Source organism: Actinokineospora spheciospongiae (genome assembly GCF_000564855.1).
Lineage (GTDB): Bacteria > Actinomycetota > Actinomycetes > Mycobacteriales > Pseudonocardiaceae > Actinokineospora > Actinokineospora spheciospongiae.
In genome coordinates this window covers 19706-39830 of record NZ_AYXG01000081.1, presented here as the reverse complement: position 1 = coordinate 39830, position 20125 = coordinate 19706, and the positions used below count along the sequence as shown (strand labels likewise).

Sequence of the window (20125 nt, the reverse complement as noted above, 5' to 3'; positions counted from 1 at the left end):
CCCCGCTCAGCGCCCGGCGATGTACCAGTGGCGGTACGCGGCCCAGCCGAGGAACCGGCGGCCGGTGCCGGACGGCGTGGTGCCCGCCTCGGTGAACCGACCACCGCCCAGGACATGCACCAAGCCCTCCAGGACTGGCGCGAAGCGGTCGCCGATGCCCGCTTCGGCGACCTCGCCGTGCAGGGCGGTGACCTGGGAGCGCTGGGTGATGGGGTCGCAGAAGCCCAGGAAGAAGATCGCCTGGCGCCACGCGTAGGCGGCGTTCTTCACCTGGATCAGCTCCGCGTGGTGGTGGGCCGGGCGCTGGGCGAGCAGCCGCACGGCGCCGCCGAACGCGCGTGCCGCCAGGTCCGGCGCCTGCTCGCGCAGCCAGTCGCCCAGGTCCAACGCGTGGACCAGGGCGGCCAGGTTGTGCGTGGTGAGGATCTGGCTCTGCTCCAGCAGGGTGCCGTTGCCGGACGGGTAGCTGCTGCGGCCCGCCTCCCGCGCCCGCTGCTCGCACAGGTGGGTGAAATCCTCGGCGACCTTCTTGCCCCAGCGCAGGGTGAAGCGGCTCCGGGTCGGTTCACTCCACCGGGTGACAGGCGGCAGGTCGTAGTAGGACGCGTAGAGGGTGCCCGCCGTGAACTCGCTCGCCACGAGCGCCGCCGCGTGCCACTGCGGGGTGAACGTGCCGGTGAAGATGTCCGCCGCCACCTCCTGCACCAGGGGTGGCTTGAGGCCCGCCTGCGCCGCCAGTGCCCGCAGTTCGGTGACCAGCGGGTTCGGCGTGATGGCGTGCGGGAACGCGGTCAGGGTCAGCTTGGTGGCCTGCTCCAGCGCGCGCCGGGCCGCCACCGTGTCGGTGCCCGACCCCCGCAGCACCGCCAGTGCGGACACCCAGGGCAGTTCCTCGAAGTGGACCTGCTGCTCCAGGTTGAGCAGGAGCAGGCCGCGCCTGCGGCGGAACGCGGTGTACAGCCGCTCGTGCAGGCCCGCCGCCACCGGGTCGGCGAAGTTCGCGGCGGTCAGGCGGGAGGTCAACTGGGGGAGCACGGTGGCCAGCACGTCGGCGGAGGTGATCACGCCCTGGGCCACCAGTTCCTCCGGTGGTGCCTCCAGCGCGCGGGCGGTCTTGCGCACCAACTGCGGCGGCATGGCTGAACCCGGCGGGATGCCCTCGGTGTCCGCCTCGGACACCTCGGCCGCGATGGGCTCCAGCGCCGGGATACCGCCGTCGGCCGGGTAGTGGCGCAGGCGGTGGGTGAGGACGCGGGCGAACGCGGCAGTGGTCGGGGTGCGGGCGGTCTCGGCCTGGTCCGCGCGGACGGCGGCGCGCTCGGCGGAACCGGGGGCGCCGTGGTGGGTGAGCGTGCCCGCCAGGGCGCGGCGGACCCAGCCCAGGTCCCGCGCGGTGAGGGCGGTGAAGTCCGCCGGGCAGGCGGTGAGGGCGTGGTGCAGCCGGGTGAAGTTGCCCTTGCGGTGGGCGTGCTTGCCGGTGAACCCGTGCTCGGCGCGGGCGCGCTCGAAGTCGGCGAGCCACGCGGCCCGCTCCGCCGCCCAGTCCGGGGGCAGGCGGGTGCCGGGGCGACCGCCGTGGAGCGCGCCCTCGTCGTCGAGGGTCGGCAGGTCGCCGTCGACGGTTCGGCACCACAGCGCCACGAGGCGGTCGTAGAGCGGGTTCCACACGCCCAGCGTGCGGTTCATCAGGGCCACCTGCGCCGGCACGACGACGGCGTCCAGGGAGCGGGTGACGTCGGCGACCGTGGCCAGGCGCACGGCGGTGCCGGACAGCGCGGCCGTGGGCTGGAAGTGGGGGGTGAACCGCAGCCGGTCGAGGAACGGGCGCAGCTCGTCGAGCAGGTCCAGCGCCGCCTCGGTGAAGCCCTTGTCCAGCAGCAGGGCCACGACCACCAGCGCCGCCTCCTCCGGGATGTCGACCCGGTAGTGGCCCGTGCGCAGCGCCGCCAGCAGCTCGGCCTGACCGGCGTCGCCCAGGTACCAGTGGTTCAGGCGGGCGCGGTCGGTGTCGCCGGGGACGTCGGCGGGCAGCGCGGCCACCCGCCGGGACTCCTCTTCGGACAGCGGGGCATCGGCAAGGTGGCGGCCGGTGGCGAAACCGCCGGTGACGACCTCCAGGGTGACCCAGGCGGGCGCGCCCGCCACCGGGACGCGCGAGCCCACGGTGATCCGGCCCGCCGCCGTGCCCGCCAGCACCCGCTCCCAGCGGCGGACCTTCCCCGCCGCCCTGGCCCGCACCGCCGGGTCCTCGGACCGCGCCGCGCCCAGCAGGGCGCGCTGCAACCGGTCGGTCGCGTACGCGGGTGAGGCGGACTGGCGCGGGTCGTCGGACACTGTGGACTCCAGGATGAGAAGGGGGACCTGGTGGCGAGGGTCGAACTCGCACCCACCTGGTCTCGAGCCAGGTGCTCTGCCGTTGAGCTACACCAGGTTTGCCGTGGAGGCGGGATTCGAACCCGCGCCCTCCCGGATAACAGCCGGGTGATCCACCGCTGATCCACTCCACGTGGCGGCACGACCGTAACACCCGGTCGTGCCGCTCACAGCCGGTTTTCCGGTCAGGTGCCCAGGTCGTCGGAGTGGCCCCCGCGCAGCCGGGCCCACTGGGCGGTCGGGCGGCCGTCAACGATCTGCCCGCCGTCGGGCGTCCACCCCTGCGACCGGTCCTCCGGCATGTCCTCCCACTCCTCCTGCCTGCCGAAGGCGGTCATGTCCAGCAGCGAGTAGGTCGGGGTCATCGCCTCGACACCACGGCCGTTGGTCGCGTAGGTCTCGAACACCCGGTCCCCGTGGCGCACGTAGAAGGCGAGCAGGAAGGGGCCGCGCCCGGCGAGCAGGGTCTCGGCGGACTCCTGGGCGGAGTACCAGGGCACGTCGTAGCCCATGAAGTCGCGGTAGCGGGCGCTCTGCTCGTACGGGCCCTGGCAGAGGATGGCGTAGGTGGCGCCACGGGAGTGCAGGTAGGACAGTTCGCGGACCTGGCTGGCGCAGAACGTGCAGCCCGCGCACTGCTCGGCGGCGGGGTGGCCGGTGTGCCACATGTGGAAGTAGGCGATGAGCTGGTCGCGGCCCTCGAAGGCGTCCAGCAGCGTGACCGGGCCGGACGGGCCGACCAGCGGGGCGCCCGCGTCCACCTCCACCATCGGCAGCCTGCGGCGGGCCGCCGCGATCTCGTCGCCCGCGCGGGTGTGCGCCTTCTCCCGGACGAGCAACGCCTCCCGTTCGGCGGTCCAGGTGGCCCGGTCGACCACGGCGGGCAGGAAGGGGGGTGTCGGGTTGTCGGTCACGGTGCCTCCGGGGTGTCGGTGTGGTCGGGTTGGTCGGTGGTGCGGTCGAGGTGGTCTCGCAACGCGGCGAGCGGGGAGTCCCAGTCGCGGGCCAGCGCGCCGAGGAACTGCTGGGCGACCCGCATCGGTGCGGAGTTCAGCCGGTGGCGCACGCGGCGGCGCTCGCCGGGTTCGGCGGTGACCAGGCCCGCGTCGGCGAGCAGGGCCAGGTGCTTGGCGATCGCCTGGCGGGTGATCGGCAGCCGGGCCGCCAGGTCCGTGGCCGTGGCCGGGCCCCGGGCGGCCAGCGCGGCCAGGATGGCGCGCCTGCTCGGGTCGGCCAGGGCGACGAAGACCTGTTCGGCTACCGCCTCGGGGTCAGGCGGCATCGAGGTGGTCGACCAGCTCGCCGAGTTCGCTCGCCCACCCCTGGGTGTGCGAGTCGTAGGCCGTGCGGTGCGCGTCGTCGGGCAACTGGGCGAAACCGGTCTCCACCACGGTCAGCCGGGTTCCGTCGCCCGCGGGTTCGAGGGTGAACTCGACGTAGGTGCGGCGGGGGTCGTCCTCGGGGAGTTCTTCGAGGGGCCAACTGAACCCGAAGGCGGTCGGCTCCTCGACCCGCTCCACCCGCATCTCGACCTTGTGCCCGCCGGTCCAGCTCATCGCCGCCGTGCCGCCCGGCCGCAGGTCGATGTGCGCCTCGTTGCCGAACCAGGTGCCCAGGCCCTCGGCGGTGGTCAGCGCCGCCCACACCCTGGCAGGCGGGTGCGCGAGGTCCAGGGTGCGCTCGATGCGGTTGGGAAAGCCCATGGGTTCCTCCGAAGTGTGGCAACTGGTTGGTTGCGACACTATGGCAACCGATGGGTTGCGTCAACCGGGTGCGGGGTTAGAGCGCGGATGGGCGGGGAATCCTGGCCGCTGGGTGCACCACCACCCGCGTGAACTCCGAGGAAAGGCGTCGTCGTGCCGCTCTCGCTGACCTGCCGGGCCCACCTCCACGAGTCGGGGGTCCGCTCGTGACCACCACCGCCGAGCAGTCCCTGTGGTTGGGCGAGACGACCGTCGAGCACCTGCCGCTCACCGGTGAGCAGCGGGCGGAGGTGGCGGTGATCGGCGGCGGCATCGCCGGGCTGACGACCGCCCTGCTGCTGCAACGGCGCGGGGTCGACGTCGTCGTGATCGAGGCCGAACGGGTCGGCGGCGGGGTCAGCGGGAACAACACCGCCAAGGTCACCGCGTTGCAGTCCACGATGTACTCCACGATCGAACAGCGCCACGGCGCCCTCGCCGCCGCCGGGTACGCCTCCGCCGCCACCGCGGGCGTGCGCGTGGTCTCCACCCTGGCCGAGGGCATCGACTGCGACCTGCAACGGGCACCGGCCGCGACCTTCGCCTACGCGCAGGACGAACGGGCCACGGTCGAAGCGGAGATGCGGTCCGCCGACCGGGCCGGGCTGGCGGTCGAGTGGACCGAACAGCTCGACCTCCCGTTCCCGACCCACGGCGCGGTGCGGCTGCCGGACCAGATCGTGCTGCACCCCGCGAAGTACGTGCGCGGCCTCGCCGCCGCGTTCACCGCCTCGGGCGGGCGCATCCACGAGCGCAGCCGCGTGCGCTCCGTGTCCGTCACCACGCCCTACCGGGTGAGCACGGCCGACGGGGAGGTCGTCGCGGAACAGGTGGTCGTCGCCACCCACTACCCGATGCTCGACCGGGGCCTGTTCTTCGCCCGCCTCGACGCCGAGCGGTCCTACTGCGTCGCGGCCCGGCTGCGTTCCGGCACACCGCCGCACGACCTGGCGATCAGCGCGGGCAGCGAATCGTGGTCGTTCAGCCGCCACGGCGATCACCTGATCGTCGGCGGCCAGGGCCACCCGGCGGGGGAGCGGGGGGTTGATGCCGGGCGGTACACCGCGCTCGCCGACTTCGCCCACCGGCACTTCGACGTCGCCGAGGTCACCCACCGGTGGTCGGCGCAGGACCCCAAGCCGTACGACAACCTGCCGATGGTGGGGTCCTACCTGCCGGGGTCGGCGCGGCTGTGGGTGGCGACTGGGTTCGCGAAGTGGGGGCTGGCCATGGGGAGCGTCGCCGGTGAGGTGCTGGCCGACCGGATCACCGGGGTGGACAGCCCGCACGCGGAGTTGTTCTCGCCGCACCGGGTCAGCTTGCGCAGCGCGCCGACGTTGGTGCAGCAGAACCTGAAGGTGGCCAAGGACATCGTCGGGGATCGGCTTGCCACCTCTGATGCCTCTGCCAGCGCTGATGTGCCGGTGGATGAGGGGCGCGTGGTGTCTGATGGGGCGGGGAAGAAGGGGGTTTACCGGGATCAGGCTGGGGTGGTGCACGCGGTTTCGTTGCGCTGCACGCACCTGGGGTGCCTGGTGCGGTTCAACGGGGCGGAGCGGAGTTGGGACTGCCCGTGCCACGGCTCCCGGTTCGACGTTGACGGTGCTGTATTGGAGGGGCCTGCGGTGGAACCGCTGCCGCGCCGCGATCCCTGACGCGCGCCGGGTCTGGTCGGCGAGTGGTTGCTTTTCGGGCGCAGCGCGACAACCGCTTGATCGCCGAGGCTGTTCTCGGTCACCGGTAGTGCTTCTCGAAGAAGCCCGCCAGGGTTGCGCGGGGTGGTGGTGGGGGGCCGGTCTCGATGTGGGTGGTGCCGAACTGGGCGCGGATTTCCTCGGAGGAGAACCGGTTGCGCCAGCGGTGGGCTCGGGCGGTGCTGCGGGTGCTGGTGAGGGTGGCGACCTCGTCACCGGCGGTGGTCAGCGTCACCTGGGCGAGGTCCTTGTCCACCAGCAGGTTCATCGCGGTCGTGACAGCACCGGGGGGTAGGGGGGCGCGTGCGTGCAGGCGGGCTCGGCAGCGGCGGAGTTGGTCGGGGGACCACGCCTCGGTTTGTGCGGTGCGGCCGTAGAGTTCCAGCACCGCCGGGGCGGTGTTCGGGGGGAGGTGGACCTTCAGGTCCCGGAAGTCCTGGCGCAGCAGGGAATGGGTGGTGCGGAAGGGGTCGGCTGTGGGGGACAGGTCCACCAGGACGTCGGGGAGGTCGACCGGGAGGGCTGCGCCCCGGGTGGTGGGTTCGGGGATGAGGGCGGCCAGGCGGGCGCTCTGGCGGTCCAGTGCCTCGCGGTCGGAGTCCCGGCCTTCCCAGTCGGGGCCGTCGTGCCAGGCGGTGGCTGTTCGTTCGTGGACCAGGACTGCTCCTGCGTTCCAGGCGCGGTAGCCGAGGTCCCAGTCTTCGCCGCCGTAGCCGGTGAAGCGTTCGTCGAAGCCTTCCAGTTCCTCGAAGAGGGTTTTGCGGCAGGCCAGGAGGGCGCTGATGACGTGGCGGAAGCTGCGGCCGTCGGCGTCGAGGAGGTTTCGGCTCGTCGTGTAGCCCTCGGTCAGCCAGGTGGGTTCGGGGAGGTGGGTGGCGGTGGCGGGGTGGGCATCCGGTGCCGTGCCGGTGAAGTCCGCGTGCCTGCGGCGGCCGACGGCCAGGGCGTCGGGGCAGCGGGAAACCGTTGCGACGATCTCGCGGAGGAAGTCCGGTTCGGGGACGGTGTCGGCGTCGAGGAAGACCAGGACTTCGCCGGAGCTGTGGCGGGCGCCCAGGTTGCGGGCGGCGGCTGCTCGGAAGCCCCGGTCGGGTTGGCGCACGACGCGGGTGGGTGGGCCGCCGGTGGGGGGTGCGGGCGGGGTGGCCGAGCCGTCGTCGGCGATGATGATTTCCAGGGGTGGGGCGGTTTGGCGGTGCAGGGCCAGGCAGGTGCGTTGCAGTTGGTGGGGTTGTTCGTAGTGGGTGACGACGACGCTGACCCGGGGGGTGGGGATGGGGTAGGGGGCGAGGAGGTCCCAGCGGTTGCCGGGCACGAGGACGTCGGTCAGCACGGGACGGCCGCGTGGACCGAGTCGTAGAGCGCCCGGTGGGCCGCGCCGGTGTCCGGCCACGGCGGCGGGTTCGGCAGGGTGGTGCGGGTCGGGTCCGCCAGTGCTGCGGTGATCGCGTCGTCCAGGTCGTCGTAGAGCCACACCGGGCTGTGGGCGGCGACCTCGTCGGCGTAGTCGCCGTGGGCGGTCAGGGGTTTGCGGCGGCCCGCGAGCCAGGTCAGCAGGGAGCCGCTGGCGCTCACGCCCCGGTTCAGCGCCAGCGGGACCGTCACGGCGGCCACGGCGGATGCCATCTCGGTGTCGCTGAGGGTGCCGGTGATGGTGAAACGGACCCCGAGGTCTGCGGCCAGGGTGTGCAGGGAAGCGGCCAGGTCGTCGTGTCCGGTGCTGACCGCGCCCATGGCCACCACCGCGGGTCTTGTGGGCTGGCGGGCTGCGGCGGTGATCGCCTCGGCGTGGCCCTTCCCGGGGTAGACGAAGCCGAGGACGCCCAGTGTCGGAACGGCTGCCCATGGCGGGCGGTCACCGGGAGTGGGGAGGTGGGGGAGTGGCAGGTCGATCACCCGCACCGGGTCGCCGCCGAGTCGGGCGACCTTGTTCGCCTCGTGCCGGGACGAGACCACCGCCGCGTCGCAAGCGGTCACGACCCGCCGGTAGGACTCGGCGCGGGCGGCGCCGCGCCGGGGGTCCGGGTCGGCGCCGGGCACGTCGTGCAGGGTGACGACCAGCGGGCGCGGGGCGGTAGCCGCCCAGGTCTCGAACGCGGTGGCCGCCGCGCGGGTGTCGGGGCCGTACAGGCCGTCGGTGAACTGCGCGTGGACCACGTCCGGGTTCGACGCCACCGCCCGCACGCCGTGGGCCGCCGCCAGGTCGGCCACCAGCGCCGAGTGGCGCACCACCCCGTGCGACGCCGGGCCCGGGGCGTGGAACAGGACCCTCACACCCCCACCTCCTGTCGGACCCCGCGCAGCGCCGCCCGGTAGACCGCCTCGTGCGCGTCCGCCACCTCCCGGCGCTGGCGCAGCCGATCCACGCGACGGGCCTGCCACACCGGCCGCTCGTGGTAAGCCCGCCGCACCGCCGCGTGCAGCGACTCCGCGTCGAACCCGTCCTCGTCCATCCCGTAGGACAGGCACGGCGCCTGCTCCGCGTAGAAGCCGCACGACGGTGCCAGGACCGTCGTGCCCAGGTCGTGGCACGCCTCCAACCAGCCGGAGTGGGTGCCGAACCGGTAGGGCAGCACCGACACGTCCAGGCCGCGCAGGTACTCCCACAGCTCCTCGTCGCTGAACGGCGGGTGGACCCGCACGTCCAGGTCGGGCAGTGCGGCGGCCACCGCGCGACCCCCGGCGTCGTCGTGGGCGTCCACTCGCAGGTGGGCGCCGGGCAGCGCGGCCACCGCCGCCGCGAGCGCGCGGGCGACCGGGACGGGATCGCTGTTGGCGCGCTTGCTCTTGGCGTGCAGGCCCACCACGAAACCGGGGCCGCGTTCCCGGGTGCCTGCCAGCAGCTCCAGCGGGACGACGTGCGGGTGCGCGACCACCTCGGGGGTGCGCCCCCACCGCTCGGTGATCCGGGCCGCCGCGCCGGGGGTGAGCGTGACCACCGCGTCCGCCGCCGGTACCAGCACGTCGAGGGCGGCGGCGTGCGGGGCGGGATCGGGGTGGTGCGGGTTGCGCAGGTCGTGCACCGTCAGCACCAGCGGGCGCCGCGCTCGGCGGAGTGCGGCGACCAGCTCGCGCAACTGCGCCGGGGTGCGGTCGTCGAAGCCGAAGTGCAGGTGGTAGAGGTCGAACTCGGCCGCGTGTGCGTCCACCCAGGACGCCTCGAGCAGCGGCGAGGGCCACCACTGGCCCGCTGGGGCACCGGGGACGGGCGGGTCCGGCAGCCGGTGCACCACCCCGCCGTCCTCGACGGGTGACAGGTGGCGCACGTAGACGTGTCCGGAAGGGACGGAGGCCACCCGGATCGCGGGTGAGGGCACGGGCATTGGCGCGTATTCCCCGAACCGCCCCCGGCGAAACTTCGGCGGCGGCAGCGGACCTGGGGCAGGATCGCGCGGTGGACAACGGGCGACGAGCGCACTACGGGGACTTCTACGGGGCGACCACCGGCGGTGAGCCGGTCGCGGTGGTGCTCGGCAACTGCCAGGCCGAATCGCTGCGCGTGCTGTTGGCGGGCTCGTCGACGTTCCCCGTTCGCACCGTCCGCGTCCCACCCGTGCACGAGCTGACAGCCGACGACCTGCCCGCCCTCGACGCCCTCCTGGGGCGCACTGTGTTGTTTGCGACACAACCGGTCCGCGATGATTACCGAGACCTCCCGTTGGGAACCCGGCAGGTCCTCACTCGACTGCCGCCGAATGCCGCAGTCGTCCGGTGGCCGGTCATCCGCCACTACGGGCTGCACCCGTTCGCCGCGACCGTGCGCCACCCCGACGACCGCTCGCTCGTGCCGCCGGTGGTGCCCTACCACGACCTGCGCACCCTCACCGAGGCCGCCGGGGTGCCCTGGGAACCGGACCTGTCCCCGGCCTCGGTGCGCGCCGTGGCGGCGGCCTCCGTGGCCGACCTCGCCGAGCGGGAACGGCGGGCCGGTGTCGACGTCACCGTGTCCGACCTGCTGCGGGACGCGGGCGCGTCGGCGGCGAACACCCTGAACCACCCGGGGAACCCGGTGCTGATCGGCCTTGCCCGGCGCGTGCAGCGGGCCTTCGGCGCACCCGCCGACGCCGCCGACCCCGGCCGGGTGCTGCTCGACAGCGTGCACGCGCCGCTGACCGAAGCCGTGGTCACCGGGCTGGGATTGGACGTCGAACCGAGGGAGCACTGGATCGTCGGCGGGACACCGGTCGACGACGCGGAGGTCCGTACGGCCCAACGGCGTTGGTACGCCGACCACCCGCGGTGGGTGGAGAGCGGGATGGCCCGGCACGCCGACCGACTGGCCCTGCTGGGCCGGTGAGCACCCGTTCGAGTTGTGCGCCCGCACCACCCAACCGATGATGAGCGCGCGGACCGCCGACACCGGCGCCGCTCCCCACCGGGCCCGGCACGCTCCAGTGCCGCGGTCGACGCTCCCGCACGGCAGATCCGGAAGGGCCATGGCGACTCCACGCTGCGCAGACGAGCGGCCCAGCACGGCGCCGCTGCGCATCGCCGTCATCGCCTCCGCCCGCTACCCCATCCGCCAACCCTTCGCGGGCGGCCTGGAGGCGCACACCTGGCAGCTCGCGCACCGCCTCGGCGCCCGCGGCCACCGGGTGCACGTCTACGCGGGCGCCGATTCCGACCCGGGTCTCGACGTCCGGGTGCTGCGCGCGCTGCCCGCCCTGTCGCGGGCCGCCCAGCAGGACGTCAGCATGCCCGCGGAGTACTTCCTGGCCGAGCACCACGCCTACCTGTCGCTCATGCTCTCCCTGGCCGCCGGGCACGACTACGACGTGGTGCACAACAATTCCCTGCACTACCTGCCGATCGCCATGGCCTCCAGCCTCACCGCGCCGCTGCTGACCACCCTGCACACCCCGCCGACGCCGTGGTTGGAGTCCGCGCTGGGCATCGAACCCGGCACGTGCGCCCACTTCGCCGCCGTCAGCCAGCACACCGCCGACGAGTGGCGGGGCAGCGTGCCGGTGAGCACCGTCATCCGCAACGGCGTCGACCTGGACCGGTGGCGCCCCGGGCCCGGGGGCGGGCCGCCGGTGTGGTCCGGCCGCGTCGTCCCGGAGAAGGGACCGGAGGAGGCCATCCGCGCCGCCCGGCTGGCGGGCACCGGCCTGCGGCTGGCCGGACCGTGCCCGGACCCCACCTACTTCCGCGAGCGGGTGCGGCCACTGCTCGGCGACGGGGTCGACTACGTCGGGCACCTCGATCACGCCGCGCTCGCCGACCTGGTCGGGTCGGCCACCGTCGCCGTGGTCTCCCCGTGCTGGGACGAGCCCTACGGCCTGGTCGTGGCCGAGGCGCTGGCCTGCGGCACCCCGGTGGCCGGGTTCGCCAGGGGAGCCCTGCCCGAACTGCTCGACGACGCCACCGGCGCCCTCGCCGCTCCCGGCGACGTGCCGGGCCTGGCCGGGGCGATCCGGACCGCGTCCGGACTCGACCGCGCCGCCGCCCGCCGCCGCGCCGAGGTCACCTGCTCGGTCGAGGCCATGGTGGACGGCTACGAACGCCTCTACCGCGAACTGGTGCGGGGGGACTGACGCCGTGATCGCCTACTACGTGCACCACCACGGCAGCGGCCACCGCCACCGCGCGGTGTCCATCGCCCGCAAGCTGCGGACCCCGGTCGTCGGGCTCTCCAGCGCGCCCGAGCCCGAAGGTTGGCCAGGGGAGTGGGTGCGCCTGCCGGACGACGCGGACGGTGTGGACACCGCGACGGCGGACGTCACCGCGCACGGCACCCTGCACTGGGTTCCGCTCGGCCACCAGGGGCTGCGCGCCCGGATGGCCGCGGTGAGCGCGGTGCTCGCCCGCCCCGACGTGCGCGCCCTGGTCTCCGACGTGTCCGTGGAGATCGCGCTGCTCGCCCGGTTGCACGGGGTGGCGGTCGTGGTCATGGCGCAACCGGGGGACCGGCTCGACCCGGCCCACCGGCTGGCCTACGACGCCGCCGAGCGGCTGCTGGCCCCGTGGCCCGCCCGGCCGCAACCCGGCTGGCCCGCGTCCTGGACGGCCAAAGCGGTCCACCTGGGCGCGGTGTCGCGGTTCGACGACCGGACCGCACCGGACCCGCCGCCGGGGCCGGGCCGGGTGCTCGCGCTGTGGGGCACCGGGGGGACCGAGGTCGGTGCGGCGGAGGTGGTCGCCGCCGCCGAGGCCACGCCCGGGTGGGAGTGGGAGGTCGCGGGTCCGCCGTCGGCCGAGCCGGGGCCGGGGAACCTGCGGTGGCGGGGCTGGTTGTCCGACCCGTGGCCCGCGCTGGGCGCGGCCGGGGTGGTGGTGACCCACGCGGGGCAGAACGCGCTCGCCGAGGTGGCCGCCGCCCGCAGGCCCGCGGTGGTGATCCCGCAGCCGCGCCCGTTCGGGGAGCAGCGGGCGACCGCGGCGGCGCTGTCGCGCGGGCGGCTGGCGGTGGTGGTCCCGGCGTGGCCCGCGGCCGAGCGGTGGCCGGGGCTGCTCGACCGGGCGGTGCGTCGCGGTGGGGACCGGTGGTCGCACTGGTCGCGGGGCGACGGTGCCGCTCGTGCCGCCGCCCTGCTCGACGAGCTTGGCGGTTCCGCGCGGTGAGCGGAGTGTGCGCGGCGGTCGCGACGCGGGAGGGAGACTGGCGCGTGGCGGGTGGGGGCTTGGTGATCGGCTGGTGGTGGAGTCTGCTTCGCCGGGCTGTGCGTCGCGGTGGGGACCGGTGGCCACAAGGCGGCGGTGCCGTACCCGGGCGCCTCGGTGGTGCCGCGTGGTGAGCCGGACGGCGGTCGTCACCATCACCCGGGGGCGGGCGGGGCACCTGGCGTTGCAGTGCCGTGGTCTGGCGGCTGACCCGCCGGACCTGCACGTCGTCGTGGGGATGGGGGAGCGGCCGGAGCCGCCCGTGGTCCCCGGGTGCGAGCAGGTCGTGGTGGTGCTGCCGGACCACGGCGGGCCGCTGCCCCTCGCCGCGGCCCGCAACCGGGGAGCGGACGAGGCGCTGGGGGCGGGTGCGGAAGTGCTCGTCTTCCTGGACGTGGACTGCATCCCGGGTCCGCGGGCGGTCTCGCGCTACCGGGAGGCGGTCAGCGCGGCGACCGGGCCCGCGCTGTTCTGCGGGCCCGTGGCCTACCTGCCACCCCCGCCGCCTGAGGGGTACCCGGCGACGGGGCTCGCCGCGTTGGCTCCGCCGCACCCGGGCCGCCCGGCCCCGGATGACGGGGTGCTGCTGCGCGATGACCGCTTCGAGCTGTTCTGGTCGCTGTCCTTCGGGGTGTCGGCGGAGAGCTGGCGGAGCTGGGGCGGTTTCCACGAGGGCTACCGCGGCTACGGCGCGGAGGACACCGACTTCGCCCTCACCGCCGCGGCGGCGGGTGCCCGCCTGTACTGGCTCGGCGGCGCCGACGCCCACCACCAGTACCACCCGCCGACCCGCGAGACGCCTGCCCGGGCCGCGGAGATGGTGCACAACTCCCACCTGTTCCGCCGCCGCCACGGGTACTGGCCGATGCGCGACTGGCTGCACGACCTCGCCCGCGATGGCCTGGTCGACTTCGACCCGGACGCCGACGTGCTGCGCCTGCGTGGCTGAGCCCCCGCACCCAACGAAGAGACCGTCCCCTCGCGATGCGAGGGGACGGTCTCCGTGGTCGTGGGGTCAGGGGGTGAACAGGATCTTGACCGCGCCGTCCTGCTTGCGCTGGAACATGTCGTAGGCCTCGGGGGCCTGCGACAGCGGGACCTTGTGGGTGGCGAAGGTGTCCACGCCGAGCGGGTCGTCGTCGGTGAGGTGCGGCAGGATGTCGTCCACCCAGCGGTGGACGTTGGCCTGGCCCATGCGGAGCTGGATCTGCTTGTCGAACATCGTCAGCATCGGCAGCGGGTCGGCCATGCCGCCGTAGACGCCCGACAGGGAGATGGTGCCGCCGCGGCGCACGATGTCGATGGCCAGGCGCAGGGCCTCCAGGCGGTCGACGCCCGCGGTGCGCATGAACTTCTCCGCCAGCGCGTCCGGGAGGAAGCCGGTGGCCTGCTGGGCGAGCTTCGCGACCGGCGCGCCGTGCGCCTCCATGCCCACCGCGTCGATCACCGAGTCGGGTCCGCGCCCGTCGGTGAGGTCGCGCACCGCCTCGGTGAGCTTCGCGCCGTGCTCGCGCAGGTCGAGGGTGCGCACGCCGCGGGCGGTGACCCGGGCGAGGCGCTCGTCCACCAGGTCGATGCCGATCACGTTCTCGACCCCGTTCAGCCGGGCGATCCGGGTGCACATGTCCCCGATCGGCCCCAGGCCGATGACCGCCAGGGACCCGCCCTTGGGCACGGCCGCGTACTGCACCGCCTGCCACGCCGTGGGCAGCACGTCGGACAGGAGCACGAACCGCTCGTCCGGCGGGCCCTCCGGGACCTTGATCGGCAGCTTGTCGGCGAACGGCACCCGCAGCAGTTCCGCCTGCCCGCCCGGCACCGCGCCGTAGAGCTTGGTGTAGCCGAACAGGGAGGCGCCCATGCCCTGCTCGCGCACCTGGGTCGTCTCGCACTGCGAGTGCAGGCCCTGCCCGCACATGAAGCAGTCGCCGCAGGAGACGTTGAACGGGACCACGACGCGGTCGCCCACCTTCAGCGACGTCACCCCGGGGCCGACCTCCTCGACGACGCCCATGGGTTCGTGGCCCAGGATGTCGCCCTCGGTCAGGAACGGGCCCAGCACCTCGTACAGGTGCAGGTCGGAACCGCACAGCCCGGACGAGGTGATCCGCACGATGGTGTCGGTCGGGTCCTGGATCACCGGGTCCGGGTGGGTGTCCACCCGGACGTCCCGCTTGCCGTGCCAGGTCACTGCCTTCATGGTGCCCTCCGGGGCGGATCAGGGTTTCAACCGTTGCCCCCGCTTACCCGGTGGGGACACGGGCAAACGCGCGGCGTCGCCCGTCCGGTGTGCGCGGCGCCCCCGGATGGGGCAGGGTGGGACGATCTCAGCCGACCCCCCGAGACCACGGGGCCGGGGACCTGTCAGGGAAGGACCTCTGTGGTGCGTGCGCAGGGAGAGCTGGAACTGTTCTTCCCCGGCAGCGGTGAGATGGCCCGGCGGATGCGCGCCCACCCGTGGGGGGACACCCCGCTGGGTGAGCCCGCGGACTGGCCGGAGAGCCTGCGCACCGCGGTGCGGATCTGCCTGACCTCGCGGTTCCCCATGATCGTGTGGTGGGGGAGCGAGCTGGTGTTCCTCTACAACGACGCCTACCTGCCGTCGCTGGGCGACAACCACCCGGCGCTGGGCAAGCCGGGGTCGCGGGTGTGGACCGACATCTGGCACATCATCGGGCCGATGCTGGAGTCGGTGATGCGCACCGGGGAGGCCACCTGGTCGCAGGACATGATGCTGCCGACCGCCCGGCACGGGTACCTGGAGGAGACCTACTGGACCTACTCCTACAGCCCGGTCTTCGGCGACTCGGGCGAGGTGCTGGGGGTGTTCACCGCCGTCAGCGACACCACCGAGCAGGTCGTCGGCGAGCGGCGGCTGGCGGTGCTGCACGACCTGGGCGCGCAGACCGGCCGGGCGCGCACCGTCGCGGAGGCGTGCCACCTGGTGGCTGAGGTGCTGCGCCGGGCGGAGTCCACGCTCTCCTACGCCGCGCTGCACCTGCGCGGCCCCGACGGGCTGCGGTTGGCCGCTGCCAGCCAGGACGTGACCGAGGACGAGCCGTGGCCGGTGGCCGAGGTGCTCGCCAGCGGCGAGGCGGTGTCGCTGGACGACGTGGCCGAGCGCGCGCCCTGGCTGACGACCCGGGACTGGGCGCAGCGGCCGAACGAGGCGCTGGTGCTGCCGCTCACCGGGGAGACCGGCGGGCGGACCATCGGGGTGATCGTGCTCGTCGCGCACGCGGGCCGCAGGCTCGACGAGGCGTACCGGTCGTTCCTGACCCTGGTGGCCCGCCAGACCTCCGACCTGGTCAACGCCGCCATCGCCTACGAGGCCCAGCAGCGGCGGGCCGAGGAGCTGGCCGAGCTGGACCGGGCCAAGACGCTGTTCTTCTCCAACATCAGCCACGAGTTCCGCACCCCGCTGACGCTGATCATGGGGCCGTTGCAGGAGCTGCGGACCGCCGCCGCGGCGGCGGGCGACGAGCGGGCGAGCGCGGAGCTGGAGGTGGTGCACCGCAACGGGTTGCGGCTGGGCAGGCTGGTGAACACGCTGCTGGACTTCTCCCGCATCGAGGCGGGCCGGATGCGGGCCCGCTTCACCCCGGTCGACCTCGGGGTGCTGACGGCGGAGCTGTCGAGCGTGTTCCGATCGGCGGTGGAGCGGGCGGGCCTGGACTTCGAGGTGGACTGCCCGCCGCTGCCCGACGCGGTCTACGTGGACATCTCCCTGTGGGAGAAGGTCGTGCTCAACCTGCTGTCCAACGCGCTCAAGTTCACCTTCGACGGCGCGATCCGGGTGCGGACCGCCGCCGAGGACGGGCACGCGGTCGTGACCGTCGCCGACTCCGGCATCGGCGTCGCCGAGGACGAGCTGCCCCGGCTGTTCGAGCGCTTCCACCGCGTGCACAGCGCCCGCGCCCGCTCCGGGGAGGGCAGCGGGATCGGGTTGGCGCTGGTCCGCGAGCTGGTGGGCCTGCACGGCGGCACGATCGACGCCGAGAGCCGGGTGGGCGTGGGCACCACCTTCACCATCCGGCTGCCGCTGGGCTCCGACCACCTGCCCGCCGAGGACGTGGCACCCGCGGGCGAGCGCACCCCGTCCACCGCGGACGCGGACCCGTACGTGCAGGAGGCCCTGCGGTGGCTGCCGGACGCGGGCGCCGGGGCGGGCGACGGGGCGCCGGTGACGCTGCCCGCGGTGGGGGAGTCCGCGGCCGTGCGGGCGCCGCGGCGGGCGCGGGTGCTCGTCGCCGACGACAACGCCGACATGCGCGACTACCTGGCCCGGCTGCTGCGCGCGGGCGGCTACACCGTCGACCTGGCCACCGACGGGGTCAACGCCAGGGAGGCCGCCGTCGCCGACCCGCCGGACCTCATCGTCAGCGACGTGATGATGCCCCGGCTCGACGGGCTCGAACTGGTCGCCGCGCTGCGCGAGGAACCCCGCACCGCCGCGGTCCCGGTGCTGCTGCTCTCCGCCAGGGCGGGGCAGGAGGCCTCCATCGAGGGGCTGGCCGCCGGGGCCGACGACTACCTGGTCAAACCGTTCTCCGCGGCGGAGCTGCTGGCCAGGGTGCGCGCCAGCGTGCAGCTCGCCCGGCAGCGCAACCACCACACCCGCTGGCGGACCGCGCTGGTCGACTCGCTGCACGAGGGGTTCTTCGTCTGCGCCGACGACGGGTCCATCGTCGAGGCCAACGCCTCGTTCGGCGACATCCTCGGCTACGGGGTGGAGGGCCTGCCGTACCGGCCGCCGCACCCCTGGTGGCCCGACCCCGACGCCGACCCCGACGCCCACCGCCGGGTGCGGGAGGTGTTCGACAGGGTCATGGTCGACTCGGCGGACACCTGCGAACTGCCCGCGATCCACCGCGACGGCCGCGACCTGTGGATCTCCGCCTCCTTCGCCCCGCTGGAGGACCCGGAGACCGGCAAGCGGGTGGTGGTCGGCACCTTCCGCGACATCACCGACGAGCACCACGCCATCCAGCGCGAGACCGCCCTGGCCCGGCTCAACGCGGCCCTGTCGCAGGCGGACACCGCCGCGGAGGCGGTGCGGACCGTGCTGCCCCTGCTGCGCGCGCTCTGGCTCGCCGAGCACGCCCTCGCCGTGACCTTCCGGCGCTCGGGCGACCCGGAGGTGTTCGGCGACGGCGGCGACTTCACCGGGCCGGTGGAGTGGGAGCGGCTGGACCAGGCGACCCGGACCGCGATGCTGGACGTGGCCGGGCTGCCGCCGCTGACCCCCGCGATCAGCCCGGAGGGGTTCGTCGCCATCGCCATGGAGCACCCGGACGGCATCCTGGGCATCCGGATCGACCTACGCGGGCGCCGCCGCGTCGGGGCCGAGGACCGCACCCTGCTGTCCCTGCTCGCCGGGCGCCTCGGGCAGGGGGTGCAGCGCGCCCACCAGATCGACCAGCAGCGCGAGGCGGCGCTGGCGCTGCAACGGGCGATCCTCGGGCCGCCGCTGCTGCCGATCGGCATCGCCGCCCGCTACGAGCCCGCGACCCGACCGCTGAGCGTGGGCGGCGACTGGTACGACACGGTGGAGCTGTCCGACGGCCGGATCGGCATCGTCGTCGGCGACTGCGTGGGCAGCGGCCTGCCCGCGGCCACCGTCATGGGCCAGTTGCGCAGCGCCTGCCGCGCCCTGCTGCTGCGCTCGGCCGATCCCGCCCAGACCCTCGACGACCTCGACCAGTTCGCCACCAGCCTGCCCGGCGCGATCTGCACCACCGTGTTCTGCGCGGCGCTGGACACCCGCACCGGGCACCTGACCTACGCCAGCGCCGGGCACCCGCCCGGCGCGGTCGTGCTCCCCGACGGCACCACCCGGCTGCTGGACGGGGGGCGCTCGGTGCCGCTGGTCGTCGACCCCGCGCCGCGGCGGACCGCGGCGGAGTTCGTCGTCCCCGCCCGCGCCACCCTGCTGCTCTACACCGACGGCCTGGTCGAGCGCCGCGGCCACTCGGTGGACGACGGGGTCGACCAGGCGGCCTCGGCGCTGCGCTCGGGGCGGGGCAAGTCCATCGACGACCTCGCCGACCACCTGATGGGCGAGCTGGCCCCGGCCCCCGGCTTCGACGACGACGTGGCGCTGCTGCTCTACCGCCACCCCGGCCCGCTGGAACTCGCCTTCACCCCGGCCACCGGCGAACTGGCCCGCATCCGCGCCGCCTTCGGCGACTGGCTCGACCGCTGCGACATCGACGCCGAGCAGGCCACCGACATCATGGTGGCGGTCGGCGAGGCGTGCGCCAACAGCATCGAGCACAGCGACCAGGCCTGCACCGACACCGCGGTCCTGCGCGCCACCGCCACCCCGGACACCCTCACCGTCACCGTCACCGACAAGGGCCGCTGGCGCCCGCCGAACCCGTCCCCGGAGAGCACCAGGGGGCACGGCCTGACCATGATGCGCGGGCTGGTCGACGAGGTGGCCATCGACAGCCCGGACACCGGCACCACCGTCCGCCTGCGCGTCGACCTCGCCCTCGACGGTCGCCCCGGCGTTTAGGCGCTGGTCACCGGGGTCACCGCGAGCAGGTGTTTTGCTCGGCGCGGACGGCGGTACTCGGGGGGCAAACCCTGTGGAGGTCCGATGCCCGCCGAGGCGAAAACACCCACTGACCTGCCCAAGCGGTCGTGGAAAGACACATTGGTCCGCACCGGTAAAGGTGTGGTCAAGGACAACCTGACCGACTGGGCCGCCGCCCTGACGTACTACGCGGTGCTGTCGCTGTTCCCGGCGATCATCGTGCTGACGTCGATCACGGCGATGCTCGGCCCGTCGGCCACGCAGAACCTGACCGACAGCATCAACGACCTGGCGCCCGGCGAGGCGGCGAAGATCCTGACCGGCGCCATCGAGGAGTTGCAGGGCAGCGCGAGCATCGCCGGTCCGATCGCGATCATCGGTCTGCTCGGTGCACTGTGGACGGCCAGCGGGTACGTGGGCGCGTTCATGCGGGCGTCGAACTCGATCTACGAGATGCCCGAGGGCCGCCCGGTCTGGAAGACCATCCCGATGCGGCTGGGCATCACCGCCGCGGTCGTCCTGCTGTTGGCGCTGTGCGCCGCCGGTGTGGTCGCCACGGGCGGCATCGCGGAGAAGATCGGGTCGGCGCTCGGGATCGGGTCGACCGGGGTGATGATCTGGGACATCGCCAAGTGGCCGGTCATCGCGGTCCTGGTCTACATCGCGATCGCGCTGCTGTACTGGGCGTCGCCGAACGTGCGCCAGCCCGGGTTCCGCTGGGTCACCCCCGGCGGCGTGGTGGCCGTGGTGGTGTGGGTCGTCGCCTCGGCCGGGTTCGCGCTGTACGTGGCGAACTTCAGCTCCTACAACAAGACCTACGGCTCGCTGGGTGGCGTGATCGGTTTCCTGGTGTGGTTGTGGATCTCCAACCTGGCCATCCTCTTCGGCGCCGAACTCGACGCCGAACTGGCCAGGGCGCGCGCCATCGACCACGGGGTGCCGGAGGACAAGGACCCGTTCCTGCCGCCGCGCGACACCCACTCCTTCGACGACGCCGAGAAGGCCGCGGTCGCCGACATCCCCGAGCAGAACGACCACCGCAAGTCCGACTCGCGCGAGTCCGACGAGGTGGCGAAGGCGGGCACCGGCCGCGGTTCCGACCGCTCCCGGGACTGACCAGGCACGCGGACAACCCTGATTCGACTGGTGGACACCGCCGGACCCGTGTAGGT

At 74.0% G+C, this 20125-nt stretch carries 15 protein-coding genes and 2 tRNA genes; 7 read left to right on the top strand and 10 right to left on the bottom strand.

Features of this window, described 5'->3' with window-relative positions:
* Positions 1-6 precede the first annotated feature (6 nt).
* The 6 genes from UO65_RS38600 to UO65_RS11305 form a co-directional block, all read right to left on the bottom strand.
* Entirely contained in the window at positions 7-2334 is a 2328-nt protein-coding gene (locus UO65_RS38600; protein ID WP_035281531.1) for a hypothetical protein, read from the bottom strand.
* A 25-nt stretch (positions 2335-2359) separates the two neighbouring features.
* Positions 2360-2431, bottom strand: a tRNA-Ser gene (locus tag UO65_RS11325).
* A gap of 4 nt (positions 2432-2435) precedes the next feature.
* Positions 2436-2507, bottom strand: a tRNA-Asn gene (locus UO65_RS11320).
* Between the two features lie 51 nt (positions 2508-2558).
* Entirely contained in the window at positions 2559-3287 is a 729-nt protein-coding gene (locus tag UO65_RS11315) for a DUF899 family protein (protein WP_035281529.1), read from the bottom strand.
* Positions 3284-3655, bottom strand: coding sequence for an ArsR/SmtB family transcription factor (locus UO65_RS11310; protein WP_052021025.1), 372 nt, complete (start codon positions 3653-3655; stop codon positions 3284-3286). The genes UO65_RS11315 and UO65_RS11310 overlap by 4 nt, the downstream gene beginning before the upstream one ends.
* Complete coding sequence (locus tag UO65_RS11305; protein ID WP_035281527.1) at positions 3645-4076, bottom strand: SRPBCC domain-containing protein; 432 nt, start codon at positions 4074-4076, stop codon at positions 3645-3647. The genes UO65_RS11310 and UO65_RS11305 overlap by 11 nt, the downstream gene beginning before the upstream one ends.
* Before the next feature lie 206 nt (positions 4077-4282).
* Between UO65_RS11305 and UO65_RS11300 the strand changes: the two genes are divergently transcribed.
* Entirely contained in the window at positions 4283-5770 is a 1488-nt protein-coding gene (locus UO65_RS11300; protein WP_052021024.1) for an FAD-dependent oxidoreductase, read from the top strand.
* Between the two features lie 79 nt (positions 5771-5849).
* Here the strand turns inward: UO65_RS11300 and UO65_RS33210 are convergent, their stop codons facing one another.
* From UO65_RS33210 to UO65_RS11285, 3 genes are read right to left on the bottom strand one after another with little or no spacing between them, the layout of a single operon-like run.
* Positions 5850-7142, bottom strand: coding sequence for a glycosyltransferase family 2 protein (locus tag UO65_RS33210; protein WP_052021023.1), 1293 nt, complete (start codon positions 7140-7142; stop codon positions 5850-5852).
* Complete coding sequence (locus UO65_RS36700) at positions 7136-8083, bottom strand: glycosyltransferase (RefSeq protein ID WP_052021022.1); 948 nt, start codon at positions 8081-8083, stop codon at positions 7136-7138. Before UO65_RS36700 ends, UO65_RS33210 begins: the two co-directional genes overlap by 7 nt.
* Entirely contained in the window at positions 8080-9132 is a 1053-nt protein-coding gene (locus UO65_RS11285) for a glycosyltransferase family protein (RefSeq protein ID WP_035281525.1), read from the bottom strand. The genes UO65_RS36700 and UO65_RS11285 overlap by 4 nt, the downstream gene beginning before the upstream one ends.
* Positions 9133-9203: 71 nt before the next feature.
* Here UO65_RS11285 and UO65_RS11280 point away from each other — a divergent pair, with 71 nt between their 5' ends.
* The 4 genes from UO65_RS11280 to UO65_RS11265 all read left to right on the top strand — a co-directional run bounded on the left by UO65_RS11280 (position 9204) and on the right by UO65_RS11265 (position 13361).
* Positions 9204-10106 carry a WcbI family polysaccharide biosynthesis putative acetyltransferase gene (locus UO65_RS11280; RefSeq protein ID WP_052021021.1) on the top strand — a complete coding sequence of 301 codons (903 nt, stop codon included), beginning with the start codon at positions 9204-9206 and terminating at the stop codon, positions 10104-10106.
* A 139-nt stretch (positions 10107-10245) separates the two neighbouring features.
* Positions 10246-11346: a glycosyltransferase gene (locus UO65_RS11275; RefSeq protein ID WP_052021020.1), complete on the top strand. Its 1101-nt coding sequence runs from the start codon at positions 10246-10248 to the stop codon at positions 11344-11346.
* A gap of 4 nt (positions 11347-11350) precedes the next feature.
* Entirely contained in the window at positions 11351-12373 is a 1023-nt protein-coding gene (locus tag UO65_RS11270; RefSeq protein ID WP_035281523.1) for a glycosyltransferase, read from the top strand.
* Positions 12374-12542: 169 nt separating this feature from the next.
* Positions 12543-13361, top strand: coding sequence for a glycosyltransferase family 2 protein (locus tag UO65_RS11265; protein WP_035281614.1), 819 nt, complete (start codon positions 12543-12545; stop codon positions 13359-13361).
* Positions 13362-13427: 66 nt separating this feature from the next.
* On the opposite strand, the gene UO65_RS11260 is transcribed toward UO65_RS11265, so the two are convergent.
* Positions 13428-14612, bottom strand: coding sequence for a zinc-dependent alcohol dehydrogenase (locus UO65_RS11260; RefSeq protein WP_035281522.1), 1185 nt, complete (start codon positions 14610-14612; stop codon positions 13428-13430).
* 183 nt (positions 14613-14795) lie between these two features.
* Between UO65_RS11260 and UO65_RS11255 the strand changes: the two genes are divergently transcribed.
* Together UO65_RS11255 and UO65_RS11250 are read left to right on the top strand one after the other, a co-directional pair.
* Positions 14796-18932, top strand: a complete 4137-nt coding sequence (locus tag UO65_RS11255; protein ID WP_233427533.1) for a SpoIIE family protein phosphatase — start codon at positions 14796-14798, stop codon at positions 18930-18932.
* Positions 18933-19094: 162 nt separating this feature from the next.
* Entirely contained in the window at positions 19095-20069 is a 975-nt protein-coding gene (locus tag UO65_RS11250) for a YihY/virulence factor BrkB family protein (protein ID WP_063935926.1), read from the top strand.
* The last annotated feature ends 56 nt before the right edge of the window (positions 20070-20125 follow it).